Source organism: Flavobacterium pectinovorum, from assembly GCF_022802975.1.
Lineage (GTDB): Bacteria > Bacteroidota > Bacteroidia > Flavobacteriales > Flavobacteriaceae > Flavobacterium > Flavobacterium pectinovorum_B.
In genome coordinates, this window is record NZ_JAFEVZ010000009.1 from 96,856 (window position 1) to 111,542 (window position 14,687).

12 protein-coding genes are annotated in these 14,687 nt (G+C 33.9%); 1 reads left to right on the top strand and 11 read right to left on the bottom strand.

Going from position 1 to position 14,687, the window contains the following annotated elements; genetic code table 11:
• Positions 1–173 precede the first annotated feature (173 nt).
• Complete coding sequence (guaB, locus tag FLV_RS13925) at positions 174–1,646, top strand: IMP dehydrogenase (RefSeq protein WP_243234662.1); 1,473 nt, start codon at positions 174–176, stop codon at positions 1,644–1,646.
• 83 nt (positions 1,647–1,729) lie between these two features.
• On the opposite strand, the gene FLV_RS13930 is transcribed toward guaB, so the two are convergent.
• The 11 genes from FLV_RS13930 to FLV_RS13980 form a co-directional block, all read right to left on the bottom strand.
• Positions 1,730–2,614 (bottom strand): L,D-transpeptidase, encoded by an 885-nt coding sequence (locus FLV_RS13930; RefSeq protein WP_243234663.1) that lies wholly within the window; start codon positions 2,612–2,614, stop codon positions 1,730–1,732.
• Positions 2,615–3,285: 671 nt separating this feature from the next.
• The gene (locus FLV_RS13935) at positions 3,286–3,546 is read right to left on the bottom strand and encodes a hypothetical protein (RefSeq protein ID WP_243234665.1); all 261 of its coding nucleotides are present in this window, start codon (positions 3,544–3,546) and stop codon (positions 3,286–3,288) included.
• 59 nt (positions 3,547–3,605) lie between these two features.
• Positions 3,606–4,187, bottom strand: a complete 582-nt coding sequence (locus FLV_RS13940; protein ID WP_243234667.1) for an NUDIX domain-containing protein — start codon at positions 4,185–4,187, stop codon at positions 3,606–3,608.
• Between the two features lie 55 nt (positions 4,188–4,242).
• Positions 4,243–5,514, bottom strand: a complete 1,272-nt coding sequence (locus tag FLV_RS13945; RefSeq protein WP_243234668.1) for an adenylosuccinate synthase — start codon at positions 5,512–5,514, stop codon at positions 4,243–4,245.
• Between the two features lie 91 nt (positions 5,515–5,605).
• Positions 5,606–6,064, bottom strand: coding sequence for a Fur family transcriptional regulator (locus FLV_RS13950; protein ID WP_029268726.1), 459 nt, complete (start codon positions 6,062–6,064; stop codon positions 5,606–5,608).
• Between the two features lie 88 nt (positions 6,065–6,152).
• Positions 6,153–8,372: a RelA/SpoT family protein gene (locus FLV_RS13955; protein ID WP_243234671.1), complete on the bottom strand. Its 2,220-nt coding sequence runs from the start codon at positions 8,370–8,372 to the stop codon at positions 6,153–6,155.
• A gap of 311 nt (positions 8,373–8,683) precedes the next feature.
• On the bottom strand, positions 8,684–9,472 hold the full coding sequence (locus FLV_RS13960) for a TrmH family RNA methyltransferase (RefSeq protein WP_243234674.1): 789 nt from the start codon (positions 9,470–9,472) through the stop codon (positions 8,684–8,686).
• A gap of 633 nt (positions 9,473–10,105) precedes the next feature.
• Complete coding sequence (locus FLV_RS13965) at positions 10,106–11,437, bottom strand: DUF58 domain-containing protein (RefSeq protein WP_243234675.1); 1,332 nt, start codon at positions 11,435–11,437, stop codon at positions 10,106–10,108.
• Positions 11,438–11,570: 133 nt separating this feature from the next.
• Complete coding sequence (locus FLV_RS13970; RefSeq protein WP_243234677.1) at positions 11,571–12,584, bottom strand: AAA family ATPase; 1,014 nt, start codon at positions 12,582–12,584, stop codon at positions 11,571–11,573.
• A gap of 120 nt (positions 12,585–12,704) precedes the next feature.
• A complete protein-coding gene (locus FLV_RS13975) occupies positions 12,705–13,910 on the bottom strand; it encodes a DUF4350 domain-containing protein (protein ID WP_243234679.1) in 1,206 nt (401 codons plus the stop codon).
• The gene (locus tag FLV_RS13980; protein ID WP_243234680.1) at positions 13,903–14,676 is read right to left on the bottom strand and encodes a DUF4129 domain-containing protein; all 774 of its coding nucleotides are present in this window, start codon (positions 14,674–14,676) and stop codon (positions 13,903–13,905) included. Before FLV_RS13980 ends, FLV_RS13975 begins: the two co-directional genes overlap by 8 nt.
• Positions 14,677–14,687 lie beyond the last annotated feature (11 nt).

The window sequence follows — 14,687 nt, forward strand, 5'->3', positions numbered from 1 at the left end:
AATTGAAATTGGCATTGATTTTTGATATTGGTTTTTGATATTGGTTTTTGATATTGGTTTTTGATATTGGTTTTTGACATTGATAGAGTCAAAAAAAAAAATCTGAATAAGTTAATGAACAAGTTTCCAATTTATTCACTATATTTGCACGCAATTCAACTACAAATTGCAACATGATAGCACACAACTCCAAGATCATCGGCGAAGGTTTAACTTACGATGATGTATTATTAGTACCTAACTACTCGAATGTGCTTCCACGCGAAGTGAGTATCAAATCAAAATTTTCAAGAAACATAACATTAAACGTTCCAATTGTATCTGCTGCTATGGATACAGTGACCGAAAGCGCAATGGCAATCGCTATGGCACAAGAAGGCGGAATAGGTGTTTTACATAAAAATATGACCATCGAGCAGCAAGCTGCGAAGGTTAGAAAAGTGAAGCGTGCAGAAGCAGGAATGATTATCGATCCGGTAACATTACCAATGACTTCAACAATTGCCGATGCAAAAGCTGCTATGAAAGAATTCGGAATTGGCGGTATTCCTATCGTTGACGAAAACAGAATCTTAAAAGGAATCGTGACCAATCGTGACTTGCGTTTCGAAAAAAACGGAGCAAGACCAATTGTTGAGGTTATGACAAGTAAAAATCTTGTAACCGTTGCAGAAGGAACCTCATTAGAGCAAGCTGAAGTAGTGTTACAAGGTCATAAAATCGAAAAATTACCGGTTGTAAACGCTCAAAATGAATTAGTTGGCTTGATTACCTTTAGAGATATTACAAAACTGACACAAAAACCAATTGCCAATAAAGATTCGTTTGGGCGTTTAAGAGTTGCTGCTGCCATTGGTGTTACAGGTGATGCTGTTCAAAGAGCTGAAGCTTTAGTTGCTGCGGGTGTAGATGCAATCATCATCGATACCGCTCACGGACATACTGAAGGTGTGGTAAATACATTGAAAGAAGTAAAAACAAAATTCCCTCAAATAGATGTAATTGTAGGAAATATTGCAACTCCGGAAGCTGCTAAATATTTAGTAGAAAACGGGGCAGATGGTGTAAAAGTAGGTATTGGACCAGGTTCTATCTGTACAACACGTATTGTTGCAGGTGTTGGTTTTCCTCAATTTTCAGCAGTTTTAGAAGTTGCTGCTGCTATCAAAGGAACCGGGGTTCCGGTTATTGCAGACGGTGGAATTCGTTATACAGGAGATATTCCTAAAGCGATCGCTGCAGGTGCTGACTGTGTAATGTTAGGTTCATTATTGGCAGGAACAAAAGAGTCTCCGGGTGAAACGATTATCTTCGAAGGAAGAAAATTCAAGTCATACCGCGGAATGGGTTCTGTTGAAGCGATGCAGACAGGTTCAAAAGATCGTTATTTTCAGGATGTTGAAGACGATGTTAAAAAATTAGTTCCGGAAGGAATTGTGGGGCGTGTTCCTTATAAAGGCGAATTAAACGAAAGTATGCTTCAGTTTATCGGAGGGCTTCGTGCCGGAATGGGATACTGTGGTTCAAAAGATATTCCGACTTTACAGGAAACCGGACGTTTTGTTCGTATTACTTCAAGCGGAATAAATGAAAGTCACCCGCATAACGTAACTATTACAAAAGAAGCTCCAAATTATTCAAGATAATTTTAGTTTTTTAATATAAAAAAAGGCGTAAGAAGTTAATTCTTTCGCCTTTTTCAGTCTTATTTATTTCTGATTAAACCAGCTTAAAAGGAAGTTGTCTTTTGCTCCGTTTCTCTTAAAATTTGATTTTCTAAAATTTCCTGAATAAAAGGTTTTGTCTGCTTTTCAATTTCGGCCTCAGAAATATCCAAAGTCTTTGGATTTGAAGCTAGTTGCAGCCAGGGCTTAGGTTTGTCAAAAGCATAACTTCCGAAAATAACTACCGGAGTTCCTTTTACTTTTACATTTTCTTTATCTTTCAAAATCCATTCATCAGCGAATTTATACAAATATTTGGCATCTTTTTCTAATAGACGTAAACAGGAATGTGAAGCAGGATAACCGGGTAATTCATATTGATGAAAACCAACTCCAAGTTTGTTTTCTATGTTGAAATTCCACTTTAAGTCCCATTCATCATTAAAGGTACTGGTAGTTTTTTCAGCCTTCCAATTGGTGAAAAATAATCCAGTTGGAGTTGGGTCTGCTTTTCTTCCCATATTAGTAGGGCCTGTATAAACTAATTCACCATTTTTATAAGCGGCAAAAGTTTGTGTAGGATAGGAAAAAATAATAATTTTTGAAACTTCTTCTAAAGCATTAACATGCAATGGAAATGGAAGGTAATAGACCAAATCACCGCTAAAATCCGCAGGAATTACAATTGAATCCAGTTTTTTAAGATTTGCTTTATCTGTTCTGTTTAAAGCATAAATAATATCTAATTTACTGCTGTCGGCTTCATTTGTTTTAAGCCACTCTTTGGTATTCTCAATCTGGTAAGAAACTGATTTTGGTTTTTTGTATTCTATTGTTTTTTGGGATTTAGTATTTTCGTTTAGTTTTATTGAATCGCTTTTTTTACATGAAACCATTAGAACTAAAATCAATAAAAGTAGTGTGTTTGCTACGTAGTATAACTTCTTCATAATTTGGTGTTTTTGATTATGGTAAAGTTCTATTTTTATTATCAGCTCATGTTATAGAATTTTTGAGATTATTTATTGTATTTTCATTATGGTGAAGATTTATATAAAAACATATAGTAATAACTCGCATGATTGTTAACAATTATGTTGATAACAATTCTAAAACATTAGAAAGCAAAAAAGTGCACGAAAACGAATGAAAACGAATACTATATTGCATTAGGGGTGTAATTAAAGTGCATTTTTTCGTAATTATTACATCGTTTATAGCATTATGCATGCATTAGATTTTTCTCTAATAATAGGGTATATTTGTAATGCAGACGAGTAAGTCATCTGAAGCCATAAAAAAAACCAAAAGCTTGCGACTTTTGGTTTTAAAGTTGGAATTATAAATCCCTTTTATTTTCGTTGTGATGAAAATACTATATGCAATGTGTGGGTCTTTGATATTATCTCAGGTCAGCCACCTTGTCAAGGAAATTAGAAAATTAGTCCTTGCATTTAAAAAGTAATTAAATTAACTTTTAAACCACTAGACCTGTTTGCAGGCTCTGGTGGTTTCTTTACAAAAGTAATTAAAAGTAGCAAAATATGCTACATAGTATACAATATATTACTTTGTAGTATATTTTATTACATCAATGTAATAATTACCACCTCGAATTCCTTCAATCATAACTGTTTAATTTAAAAGTTTTGTATTCCTGAGACGGAAATTTGGAGTTATGCGGCTTAGGATTGTTAACGCCAAAACATAATGTTTTTACTTTCTCAAACGAAGATAATTTCTCAGGACTTTTGGTTTTTTCAGATTGTTTTTCTGTAAAATGAGTAAACTTGTAAGCATGAAAAAAAGCAATCGTATTCATAATTATAAAAATGAATAGGATTGCTTTTATGTAATTTATCCAGTTTTTAAATGATTTCATTTAGTTTTTGAGTTTAGGTTTGGTGTAGTTATTCCAAATCTAAAATAATAAAAACAATCTTAAATCAATCCTTTTATTTTAGCATGCTGCAATAGCATAATCGTTTTTGCATCCGTAATCTCGCCTGATTCAATCATGGCATAAGCTTCATCAAAAGTAAATTCTAAAACTTCTATATTTTCCTGTTCGGCATCCAGTCCGCCGCCTTCGCTTACTTTCATGCTTTGGTCGTATTCGCCAACAAAAAGATATAAAATTTCGGTTACTGCACCGGGAGACATATAGGTTTCAAAAACTTTTTCTACTTTAGAAATTCGATAACCTGTTTCTTCTTCTGTCTCCCGAATGATTGCGGTTTCAGGATTGTCTTTGTCTAAAAGACCGGCGCAAACTTCAATCATCATTCCGCTTTTATTTCCATTAAGAAAACTTGGCAAACGAAACTGACGTGTTAAAATAACTGTTTTTTTGTTTGAATTGTATAATAGAATTCCGGCGCCATTACCACGATCATAAACTTCACGGGTGTGAGTTTGTGTCGCTTCATTTTCTTTTTGATAGGTAAAAGTAACTTTGTTTAAAATATACCAATTGTCTGACAGTAAAGAAGTTTCTGTAATTTTGATTTCTGGATTTTTCATAAGGCGAATAAATTTGTATAAAAAAACGCTCTGGTTATCAGAGCGTTTAGGTTTGTTATTTTGTTATTGTTTGCTTTCTGTCCGGTCCAACCGATACAATTTTGATTGGCACTTCGATTTCTTTCTCAATAAACTCGATATATTCTTTTAGCTCTACAGGTAATTGATCGTAAGTCGTTAATCCTGTTAAATCAGCTTTCCATCCTTTAAATTCTTTGTAAACCGGAGTAACATTTTCCGGCTCGATATTGTAAGGAAAGTGAGCAATGTTTTGTCCTTTGTAATTATATTCAGTACAGACTTTTAAAGTTTCAAAACCGGAAAGGACATCACCTTTCATCATCATTAACTGTGTAACTCCGTTAACCTGAACAGCATATTTTAAAGCTACAAGGTCTAACCATCCGCAACGTCTTTGTCTTCCTGTTACAGATCCAAATTCGTTACCTACTCTTGCCATAGTAGCACCAACTTCGTCAAAAAGTTCTGTTGGGAAAGGCCCGCTACCAACACGTGTAACGTAAGCTTTGAAAATTCCGTAAACTTCTTTGATTTTGTTAGGAGCAATTCCTAAACCTGTACAAGCTCCGGCAGCAGTAGTGTTTGATGAAGTTACGAAAGGATAAGTTCCAAAATCAACATCTAATAAAGATCCCTGAGCTCCTTCGCAAAGAATAGATTTACCTGCTTTTTGAGCCTGGTGCATGTATTCTTCACTGTCAATAAAATCTAATTTTTTAAGTTCTTCAATAGCTTCGAAGAATTCTTTTTCTAATTCAGCTAAATTATATTGAATAGCAACATCATAAAAAGCAATCATTGCCTCATGTTTGTCTGCTAAAGCTCTGTAGCGCTCTTTGAAATCTTCAAGTTCAATATCTCCAACTCTTAAACCGTTTCTTCCTGTTTTGTCCATGTAAGTTGGTCCAATTCCTTTAAGGGTAGAACCAATTTTTGCTTTTCCTTTTGATGCTTCAGAAGCAGCGTCAAGCAAACGGTGAGTCGGTAAAATTAAGTGTGCTTTTCTTGAAATGATTAATTTACTTTTGATGTCAAGGTTGAATTTTTCTAAACCTTCAATTTCTTTTTGAAAAACTACCGGGTCAATTACAACTCCGTTTCCGATGATGTTTACTGAATTTTTGTGGAAAATTCCGGAAGGAATGGTTCTTAATACGTGTTTTATTCCGTCAAATTCTAATGTATGTCCTGCATTTGGTCCTCCCTGAAAACGTGCAATAATATCATAATTTGAGGTAAGAACGTCAACAATTTTTCCTTTACCTTCGTCTCCCCATTGTAATCCTAGTAATAAATCTACGGTCATTCTGTTTTAATTTGCGTTGAGGCAATCTGTTTTGCCTTACTGATTAATGTAGTTAATTTTCTTTTTTTATTTTGAATAATTCCTTTTCGGATTATTGTTTTTGCTTTTTGTTTCCGTAGAAATAAAGTGAATGATTCGTAATTTCGATATCAAATATTTCTTCGATTGTTTTTTTGATGGTTTGAATTCTTGGGTCACAAAATTCAATTACTTCTCCTGAATCAGTCATGATAATATGATCGTGCTGTTTATCAAAATATGATTTTTCGTAGTAAGCCTGATTTTGCCCAAATTGATGTTTTCTAACCAATGCGCAGTCTAACAATAACTCGATCGTGTTGTATAAAGTTGCTCTACTCACACGATAGTTTTTGTTTTTCATTTTGATGTATAGGTTTTCTATGTCAAAATGTTCTTCGCTGTCGTAAATTTCCTGAAGTATAGCATAACGCTCAGGAGTTTTGCGATGCCCTTTTTGCTCAAGATACATTGTAAAAACATTTTTTACAATTTCTTGATTTCTAGTGTTGTCAGTTGAAATGAGTGTCATATCCTGCAAAGATAAATTTTTATTTTCAATCAATAAAAGTTTAAGGTTTAAAGTTTAGTTATAAAACCCGGATAGCGTGATTAAAAAGTTAGGTTCTGTATTCTCTCGTTACTTTATCAACGCCATCAATTTTTTTAATGGCACTGATCATTTTTTTCAAAATCGCATTGTTTTTTACAATTACGGCAACCTGACCATGAAAAATTCCGGCATCAGTACTAAGCGAAATACTCTGAATATTCACACTCATATTATTCGAAATTACTTTTGTAAGCTGATTGGTAAGTCCCAAAACATCCATTCCGGTAATATTGATAATGGCTTTAAATTCTTCCTGAGAAGAGTCAATCCATTTGGCGCTCATGATGCGGTATGCGTAGTTCGACTGCATTCCAATGGCGTTCGGACAGTCTTTTTTATGTACTTTGATTCCTTCGTTTATCGTTACAAAGCCAAAAACATCATCGCCCGGAATTGGGTTACAGCATTGTGAAAGTTTGTAATCCAGTTTGTCATGTTCAGTTCCAAAAACCAGCATGTCGTAATTACTGCTGATGACTGGTTTATGGATATCTTCAGAAGCTGTGTCTTTAGTTCTTTTGATTTTACTTTTGAAGAAATTGATAAAAGTATTGCTCTTTTGCGCCGCATAATCTTTTAACTGCTGATTTTCGATAGCGCCAATTCCAACACGATAAAATAAGTCTAAACTTGTTTTTAATTTAAAAAAATTGACTAATTCGTTTGTAACTTGTTCGTTAAGAGTAACTTTTAAGTGTTTTAGCTTTCTTGTAAGTAATTCTTTTCCTTCTTCTGCAATTTTTTTAGTGTTCTCGTTAAGAACATTTTTGATTTTATTTTTAGCTCTCGAAGTCGTTACATACTCAAGCCAGTTTACCGTTGGTTTTTGATTTGCAGAAGTAATAACTTCAACCTGATCACCACTTTTTAATTCATGGTTTAAGGGAACCAAACGTCCATTTACACGGGTTCCTCTGGTTTTTATTCCAATTTCAGAGTGAATACTGAAAGCAAAATCAAGTGATGTGGCGCCTTTTGGTAATGATTTGATTTCTCCTTTTGGTGTAAAAACAAAGATTTCTTTTGAATATAAATTCATTTTAAAATCTTCTACAAAATCTACTGCATTAGTTTCCTGGTTTTCTAAAGCTTCACGAAGCAGGTTCAGCCAGGTGTCAAGTCCGCTTTCTTCAGATGCACCGTTTTTGTACTTGTAATGTGCAGCATATCCTTTTTCGGCAATTTCATCCATTCTTTCACTTCGAACCTGTACTTCAACCCAACGGCCTTTTGGCCCCATAACGGTGATGTGCAATGCTTCGTAACCCGTTGATTTAGGAGATGAAATCCAGTCACGCAAACGACTCGGGCTGGGTCTGTAATGATCTGTTACGATGGAATAGATTTTCCATGCAATAAACTTTTCTTCATGAGAATCGCATTTGTAGACAATTCTTAGCGCAAATTTATCGTAAACTTCATCAAAGCTTACATTTTGGGCACGCATTTTTCGGCGAATCGAATAAATAGATTTTGGACGGCCTTTTATGATGTAGTCAACATTTTCAGCATCCAGAGATTTTTTCAAAACATCCGAAATGTCTTTGATGTAAGCGTCCTGCTCTTCTTTGGTTTCTCTTATTTTGCTTACAATATCTTCATAAACAGCCGGTTCGGTATATTTTAAGCCTAAATCTTCAAGCTTGGTTTTAATGTTGTAAAGTCCCAGACGATGGGCGAGAGGGGCATAAATGTATAAAGTTTCAGAAGCGATTTTGGTCTGTTTGTACTCAACCATTGACTCCATAGTCTGCATATTGTGCAAACGATCGGCCAGTTTGATCAGAATAACACGTACATCGTCGTTCAGGGTCAGGATCATTTTACGGAAATTCTCTGCCTGCATTGAGGCATTTAAATCCTTTTGAACCATCGAAATTTTTGTTAGTCCTTCGACCAATTGAGCCACTTTTGGGTTAAATAAACGCTCAATATCTTCAACTGTTATTGGCGTATCTTCGACAACATCGTGCAATAAGGCCGCAGCAATAGAGGTGGCTCCCAGACCAATTTCGGAAGCTACAATTTTTGCAACTGCAATAGGATGAAAGATATACGCTTCTCCGGATTTGCGTCTCTGCTCTTTATGGGCATCAACGGCGACATCAAAGGCTTTTCGAATTAGTTTTTTATCGGTAGGTGTTAAAGTCTGGTAACTGATTCGAAGTAATTCTTTGTACTCTTGTGCAATTGCTTTGTTTTCTTTTTCAATATCTATTTCTGTCATAACGGCATGGTTCAAGTCCTAAAAATAAGGATTTGTTTGAATATACGCAAGGGAATGGATGGCTGATTTTAGATTTTAAATTTTAAGTTAGAGGGAGCTAAATTAGATTTTTTTTGAACAAAAAAGGACTTCGACTCCGCTTAGTCTAATAAGTAAAGTGTTCAAAAATAAATGAAAATTCTTTAATCTTTTTGTTATAACAAAGTCGCAGACTTTTAATTTTCAAACTAAAAACTAAAAACTAAAAACTAAAAACTAAAAACTAAAAACTAAAAACTAAAAACTAAAAACTAAAAACTAAAAACTAAAAACTAAAAACCTCTTTGTCTTTTGGCTTCAAAAATTAAAATAGCGGCAGCCACGGAGACATTCATGCTGTCGATTTCTCCCTGCATTGGGATAATAATGTTTTGTGTTGCAGCCTCACGCCATTCCTGAGTTAAACCTGTAGCTTCCGTGCCTACAACCAAAGCAGTTGGAGTAGTAAAATTTTCAGTGTGATAAGAAGTTGAATTTTGTAAAGTAGCGCAATAAAAATCAATCTTTTTTTCTTTCAAAAAAGTAATAATTTCAGCGGTAGTTCCGGCTGCAATCTGATTGGTAAACAAACAGCCAACACTGGAACGAACAATATTCGGATTGTATAAATCACTTTTTGGATTTGCAATCAATACAGCATCCAGATTGGCAGCATCGGCAGTTCGTAAAAGAGCACCAATATTCCCGGGTTTTTCAGGAGCTTCGGCTACCAAAATCAATGGGTTTTCGGATAATTTTAAATTGGATAATTGCAGCGATTTTGTTTTGGCTACAGCCAAAATCCCTTCAGTCGTGTCACGATACGCCAGTTTTTGGTAAACCTCTTTGTTGATTTCGATTAACTGAACTGATGATGAAACTAGTTTGCCAATTTGATTTTCAGTAACCAATTCAGGTAAAAACAAAACGGTTTCGATTTCGTAACCGCCTTTTAAAGCTAATGAAATTTCACGTAATCCTTCAATCAAAAAGGTGCCGGTTTGTTTGCGGGCTTTTGCTTTTTCCTGCAATAAAACAAGCGATTTTATAAACGGATTTTGGACTGACGTGATTTGTTTCATTTTTTAAGCGACTAAGTTTCTGAGGCGCTAAGGTACTGAGATTTTTTGAAAAAGGGATAGTTAGGTTTAGAGCGATTTTTTGTTGGAATTTTAAATTTTTATTACTCTTGACTTCTTAATATTTATTGCAGTTTTAACTGCTACGAGAATTAGAGTAATCACTAAGAAGATTTGTATGCCTATGGCGACATGAAAAATATTTTTCATACTATTATCTTCATGTATTTGTATATTAGCCGAAAGAGGTGGGTAAATTGTCCAGCCTGCTTCTACGATAAACAGTCTTGTGATCTGAATTATATATGTCACGACAATAATCATTAATACATTTGAAAAGAGGAATATTCCGTTGATGATGTTATTTTTTAATCGGGTGACTATTATTCGAATTGAATAAACGATAAAAAATAAAACAGTTATAATCAAAAAGAGGATATTTATAGATTCTATCACAAAATAGGTGTCGTGAATATTTACATCTATTGTCGATTTAGTATTTGTATTGAAAGACAGATTAGGATTATAAATGAAGTAGCTGATGATTAATAAAGCTACTGGCCAAATAATTTCTTTTTTTAATAGTTTCATAGCAATTTACATTTCACATTTTACAATCTTCATTTCACAATTTCGCTACAAAATTCCCCTGGACTTAATCTCCAAATATTTATTAATAGCATCCAAAGTCAGATTCTCAGGCTGCGTAAGAACCGAATGAATTCCGTATTTCTTAAGTTCATTGGCAATCAAACGTTTTTCGAACATGAATTTTTCAGCAATTACTTTATCATAAACTTCCTGAATCGTGTCGGTTTTTTTGTTGATGATTTCGTTTAGTTCTGTATTGCTAAAGAAAACCACAACCAATAAATGATTTTTTGCAATTCCTTTTAAATAAGGCAACTGGCGGTTTAGACCGTCCATGGTTTCGAAATTGGTGTACAAAATAATCAGGCTTCGCTGGTTGATGTTTTTCTTGACATCAACATACAAACGGCTGTAATCGCTTTCAAAAAAATCGGTTTTGATGTTGTATAATGTCTCCAGAATTTTTTGCATCTGTGAACCTCTTTTTTCGGCAAAAACTCTGTTTTCTACTTTTTTGGAGAAAGCAAAAATTCCTGCTTTGTCCTGTTTTTTCAGAATTACATTGGCCAAAACCAAAGCCGAATTAATGGCGTAATCCAGTAAGCTCAAACCATTAAAAGGCATTTGCATCACACGTCCTTTATCAATGGCTAAATAAACCGACTGAGATTTTTCGTCCTGAAATTGGTTGACCATCAATGCATTTTTCTTGGCGGTTGCCTTCCAGTTTAAAGTTCGAAGATCATCACCCTGAACATATTCTTTAATTTGCTCAAACTCCATGGTGTGGCCAATTCGGCGGATTTTCTTTATTCCGTATTGATACAGATTATTCGAAAAAGCCAATAAATCGTATTTTCTAAGCTGAATATAAGACGGATAGGCAGGAACCATTTTGTCTTTATCGAAAGTAAACCTTCTGGAAATTAATTTCAAAGGAGAAGAAACGTAAATATTTAAATTGCCAAAGTAATATTCCCCGCGTTCCGTCGGACGCAAATCGTATGCAACTTTATCCTGAGCAGACGCTTTAACATCTCTCACAATTTTAAAATCACGTACTTGAAACTGAAACGGAATTTCGTCAATAATTTTAATTGAAATTGGGAAAGTGTAATGATTTTTGACCGAAATAGTAACCGGATTCAAATCACCATTAGAAAGTTTTTCCGGCATTTCCCTTGAAGCTTCAATTCCGGTTCGGGCTATATATAAAATCAAAAGATCAAGTGCCAGAAAAGTAATTAAAACCAAAACAAGGAACCAGACTCCGTTGTATATAACCGGAAAAATAAAAGCGCACACGAATAGCCCAATGATACCTAAAAGGACATAGAAAAAGAAGTTGTTGAGGTATAGACTTTTTATGAATTTCACTGTTTTAGTTTTTTGTGACTTAAGTGTTACCCTGAGCGAAGTAGTAGGGCTTTTAAACTTGAAAGGGCTTCGACTCCGCTCAGCCTGACAATTTTAATTTTTTATTTTTCAGTTGTCATTTGTAAACTGAAAACTACCTCGGAATTTCAACAGTTTCAATAATCTGTTTAATAATTTCTGCACTTGTAATTCCTTCCATTTCTCGCTCCGGAGCAACAATTACACGGTGCTGTAAAACCGGTACAGCGGCTTCTTTGATATCTTCAGGCGTTACAAAATCACGGCCACGAATGGCTGCAAAACCTTTGGACGCATTTAAAATAGCAATGGAGGCACGAGGTGAAGCTCCTAAATATAAAAAGGCATTTTCTCTCGTGTTTACCACAATTCTGGCAATGTACTCCAGTAAATTTTGTTCTACTCTGATTTGTTTAATCAAAGCCTGATATCCTTTTATTTCTTCTGCAGAAAGAATGGTTTTAATGGCTTCTAATTTTCCGTGATCCTGCAATAAATGCTCTCTCTGGATAATCAGGATTTCTTCGTCTAATTTTGGATAATCAATCGAAATTTTGAATAAAAAACGATCCAATTGTGCTTCGGGTAAACGATAAGTACCTTCCTGTTCTATTGGATTTTGTGTGGCGATAACCAAAAATGGAGTTTCTAATTGATAGGCTGAACCGTCAATAGTAATCTGACGTTCTTCCATAACTTCAAAAAGAGCGGCCTGAGTTTTGGCAGGAGCACGATTGATCTCGTCAATTAAAATCAGATTAGAAAAAATAGGGCCTTTTTTAAATTCAAATTCTGAATTTTTCAAATTAAAAATCGACGTTCCTAAAATATCCGATGGCATTAAATCCGGTGTAAACTGAATTCGGCTAAAACCAATATTAAGTGTTTTTGATAATAATTTGGCAGTAATAGTTTTGGCAACTCCCGGAACACCTTCCAATAAAACGTGCCCGTTGGATAAAATGGAAACCAATAATTGATCGATCATTTTGTGCTGACCCACAATTACGGTTTCAATTTCTTTTTTGATAGTATTGACATGATCTAAAAGCGGGGCTAAATTCAGCCTTGTTTCAAAATTCACATTTTCGTTAGTGATTTCAGTTTCTGTTGTATTGATATCGTCCATGTTTGGTATTTTTTTATAAGAATTTTGATTGAAACTATTTTTTTTCGCCACAGATTAGAATGATTTTCAAAGATTTAAAAAACTTTTTAATCTTTATTAATCTGTTGCTGATATTTTTATTTAATGTAAAACTTTTTCTATTGCATTATTGATTCTGATTAAATCTTCTTCAAGACTTCCGTGGTAGCTTTTTCGGTGTTCGTTGATTAAAAATACAAGATCCCTGATGTCATTTTCGTCTTTTCCGGATTTATGCTGCAATTTTTTGATAAAAGCATCATCAAGTTTTGAGGTATCGATCAAATATTCATTTCTGATTTTTTCCAGAAAATAAATGATTTTTTTATCAATAATATTATCATGGTCGCCTTCCTGATAATATAAGTTTCCAATGGTTTTGGTAAAATCTACAGTTAAATTAGGTAATGGCTTTAATATTGGGACAATCCTTTGTTTTCGCTTGGCATTAAAAAGAATAAAAATCAATATTCCGATTAAAGATAAATATAGTGCCCATTCTAATGGAGGCTGACTTAAAATATATCGTAAAGGATTACCTGAAATCGATTCACTGTTTTGCCCTTTTGTGTACCAAAAAACATTTCCTTTTGGTACATAAGAAAGAACACTTTGAGCATATTGGTAATGATCGTTTTTTAATAAATGAAAGTTAGAAAAAGCGGCAGGCTGCATATGCAAATAGAAATAGCCATTTACGTATGGAACTCGTATAAAATTAATACGTTTTTTATTTTTATAGTTTTCCTGATACCCTAAAACGGTAGTATTTGAGGTGTCAATTTTAGAGAAAAAATCTTCAAGGGATTCCTTAAAATAATATTTTTTAGAATTTAATTTTTTATTAGCCATAAAAACCGAAGTACTGTCAGAATGTTCAAAACCTGAATCTAATTCGATTTTTAAACTGTCTAAAAGCGGCTGTGGGAACGACTTCATACTTAAAAAAGCATTATTTCCATGTGATACAAAATAAAAGAGCTCATTCATGGACTGATCATCGATTGTAGAATATTCTGTGATATTAAAAAAAGTTCCTTTTATCTTATAAGTACCAACAACAGTATCGGGAACATATTTTGAATCCAGAAATTCATAAGGAGTTAAAGCAGAAACTCTTTCGATCTTTTGTTTTTTTAAAATCCCGTCAATTTCTTTGTCGAAAACATATAATCCAAGCGGAATTTTATCATTTACAGAATAAGTTGGAGTCCAGTCAATAGGTTTTGAAGAATTGCTGCCCGTTATTAAAATTAAGGAGAAAACCAAAACCAGAATAGCGATATAAATTTTCATCGATTTATTCATAGCTAAAGGTTTTTAGGGATTTTTTAAATTGGTTTTCGGCTTTTACAAAAGCGGTTTCATCAATTTCAAATTCGCCATACCAGATGTAATTATACAGGTAAGACAAATACATAAATTCTTCTTTGTGTGCAGGTTTTTTAAGTTCGTATAAATAGTCGGTATTGGTTTTTTCGGTATCCCATTCGATATAATGATTTTTTGCCATGATCTTCAATAGCCAAAGATAATAGTAGCGGATTGCAATTCTCTTTTCTCCGGATTCAATACTTTCTTTAATCAGTTTTTCAAAGTCCAGAAGATGGATATTCTTTTCAATATCGGTATAATGAACGATTTTTTGTTTGGCGTCTTTGCTAAAAATCCATTGACCTTCTTTTCCAATGAGAGCCTTTACTATTAAATAAATTACAAAAACGACAATTAGTATAGCGAGTACTTTCAATAAAAGTGCTACAAAATCAAGTGAAGCCTGAGGATCTTTAAAAGTAAATATTTCATCAAAGATACCAGCCAGCCATTCTTTAAAATGATCCCACCAATTTTTTTCGGCTTTTTTTTGTTCGTACACAAAATCACTCTCTGTGTATTTTTTTTTGAAATTTTTCTGAAAAGATTTGGCTTCAATAGTGTCTGAATCAACATAGATATCTGCCTCTGTATATTTTACTGAAGTGACTTTTGGCGGTTCGGTTTTAACCAAAGTATCCTGTGCATTCAGGATATTGCAGCACAGAATAAAAGATAAAAAAAGTAATAATCTATTCATTATTGGTTCTG

Coding starts and splice junctions, on each gene's coding strand:
- FLV_RS13950 (WP_029268726.1), bottom strand. CDS start 6,064: ATGACACTCATTTCAACTGACAACACTAGAAATCAAGAAATTGTAAAA.
- FLV_RS13935 (WP_243234665.1), bottom strand. CDS start 3,546: ATGAAATCATTTAAAAACTGGATAAATTACATAAAAGCAATCCTATTC.
- FLV_RS13970 (WP_243234677.1), bottom strand. CDS start 12,584: ATGGACGATATCAATACAACAGAAACTGAAATCACTAACGAAAATGTG.
- FLV_RS13955 (WP_243234671.1), bottom strand. CDS start 8,372: ATGACAGAAATAGATATTGAAAAAGAAAACAAAGCAATTGCACAAGAG.
- FLV_RS13945 (WP_243234668.1), bottom strand. CDS start 5,514: ATGACCGTAGATTTATTACTAGGATTACAATGGGGAGACGAAGGTAAA.
- FLV_RS13980 (WP_243234680.1), bottom strand. CDS start 14,676: ATGAATAGATTATTACTTTTTTTATCTTTTATTCTGTGCTGCAATATC.
- guaB (WP_243234662.1), top strand. CDS start 174: ATGATAGCACACAACTCCAAGATCATCGGCGAAGGTTTAACTTACGAT.
- FLV_RS13960 (WP_243234674.1), bottom strand. CDS start 9,472: ATGAAACAAATCACGTCAGTCCAAAATCCGTTTATAAAATCGCTTGTT.
- FLV_RS13940 (WP_243234667.1), bottom strand. CDS start 4,187: ATGAAAAATCCAGAAATCAAAATTACAGAAACTTCTTTACTGTCAGAC.
- FLV_RS13975 (WP_243234679.1), bottom strand. CDS start 13,910: ATGAATAAATCGATGAAAATTTATATCGCTATTCTGGTTTTGGTTTTC.
- FLV_RS13930 (WP_243234663.1), bottom strand. CDS start 2,614: ATGAAGAAGTTATACTACGTAGCAAACACACTACTTTTATTGATTTTA.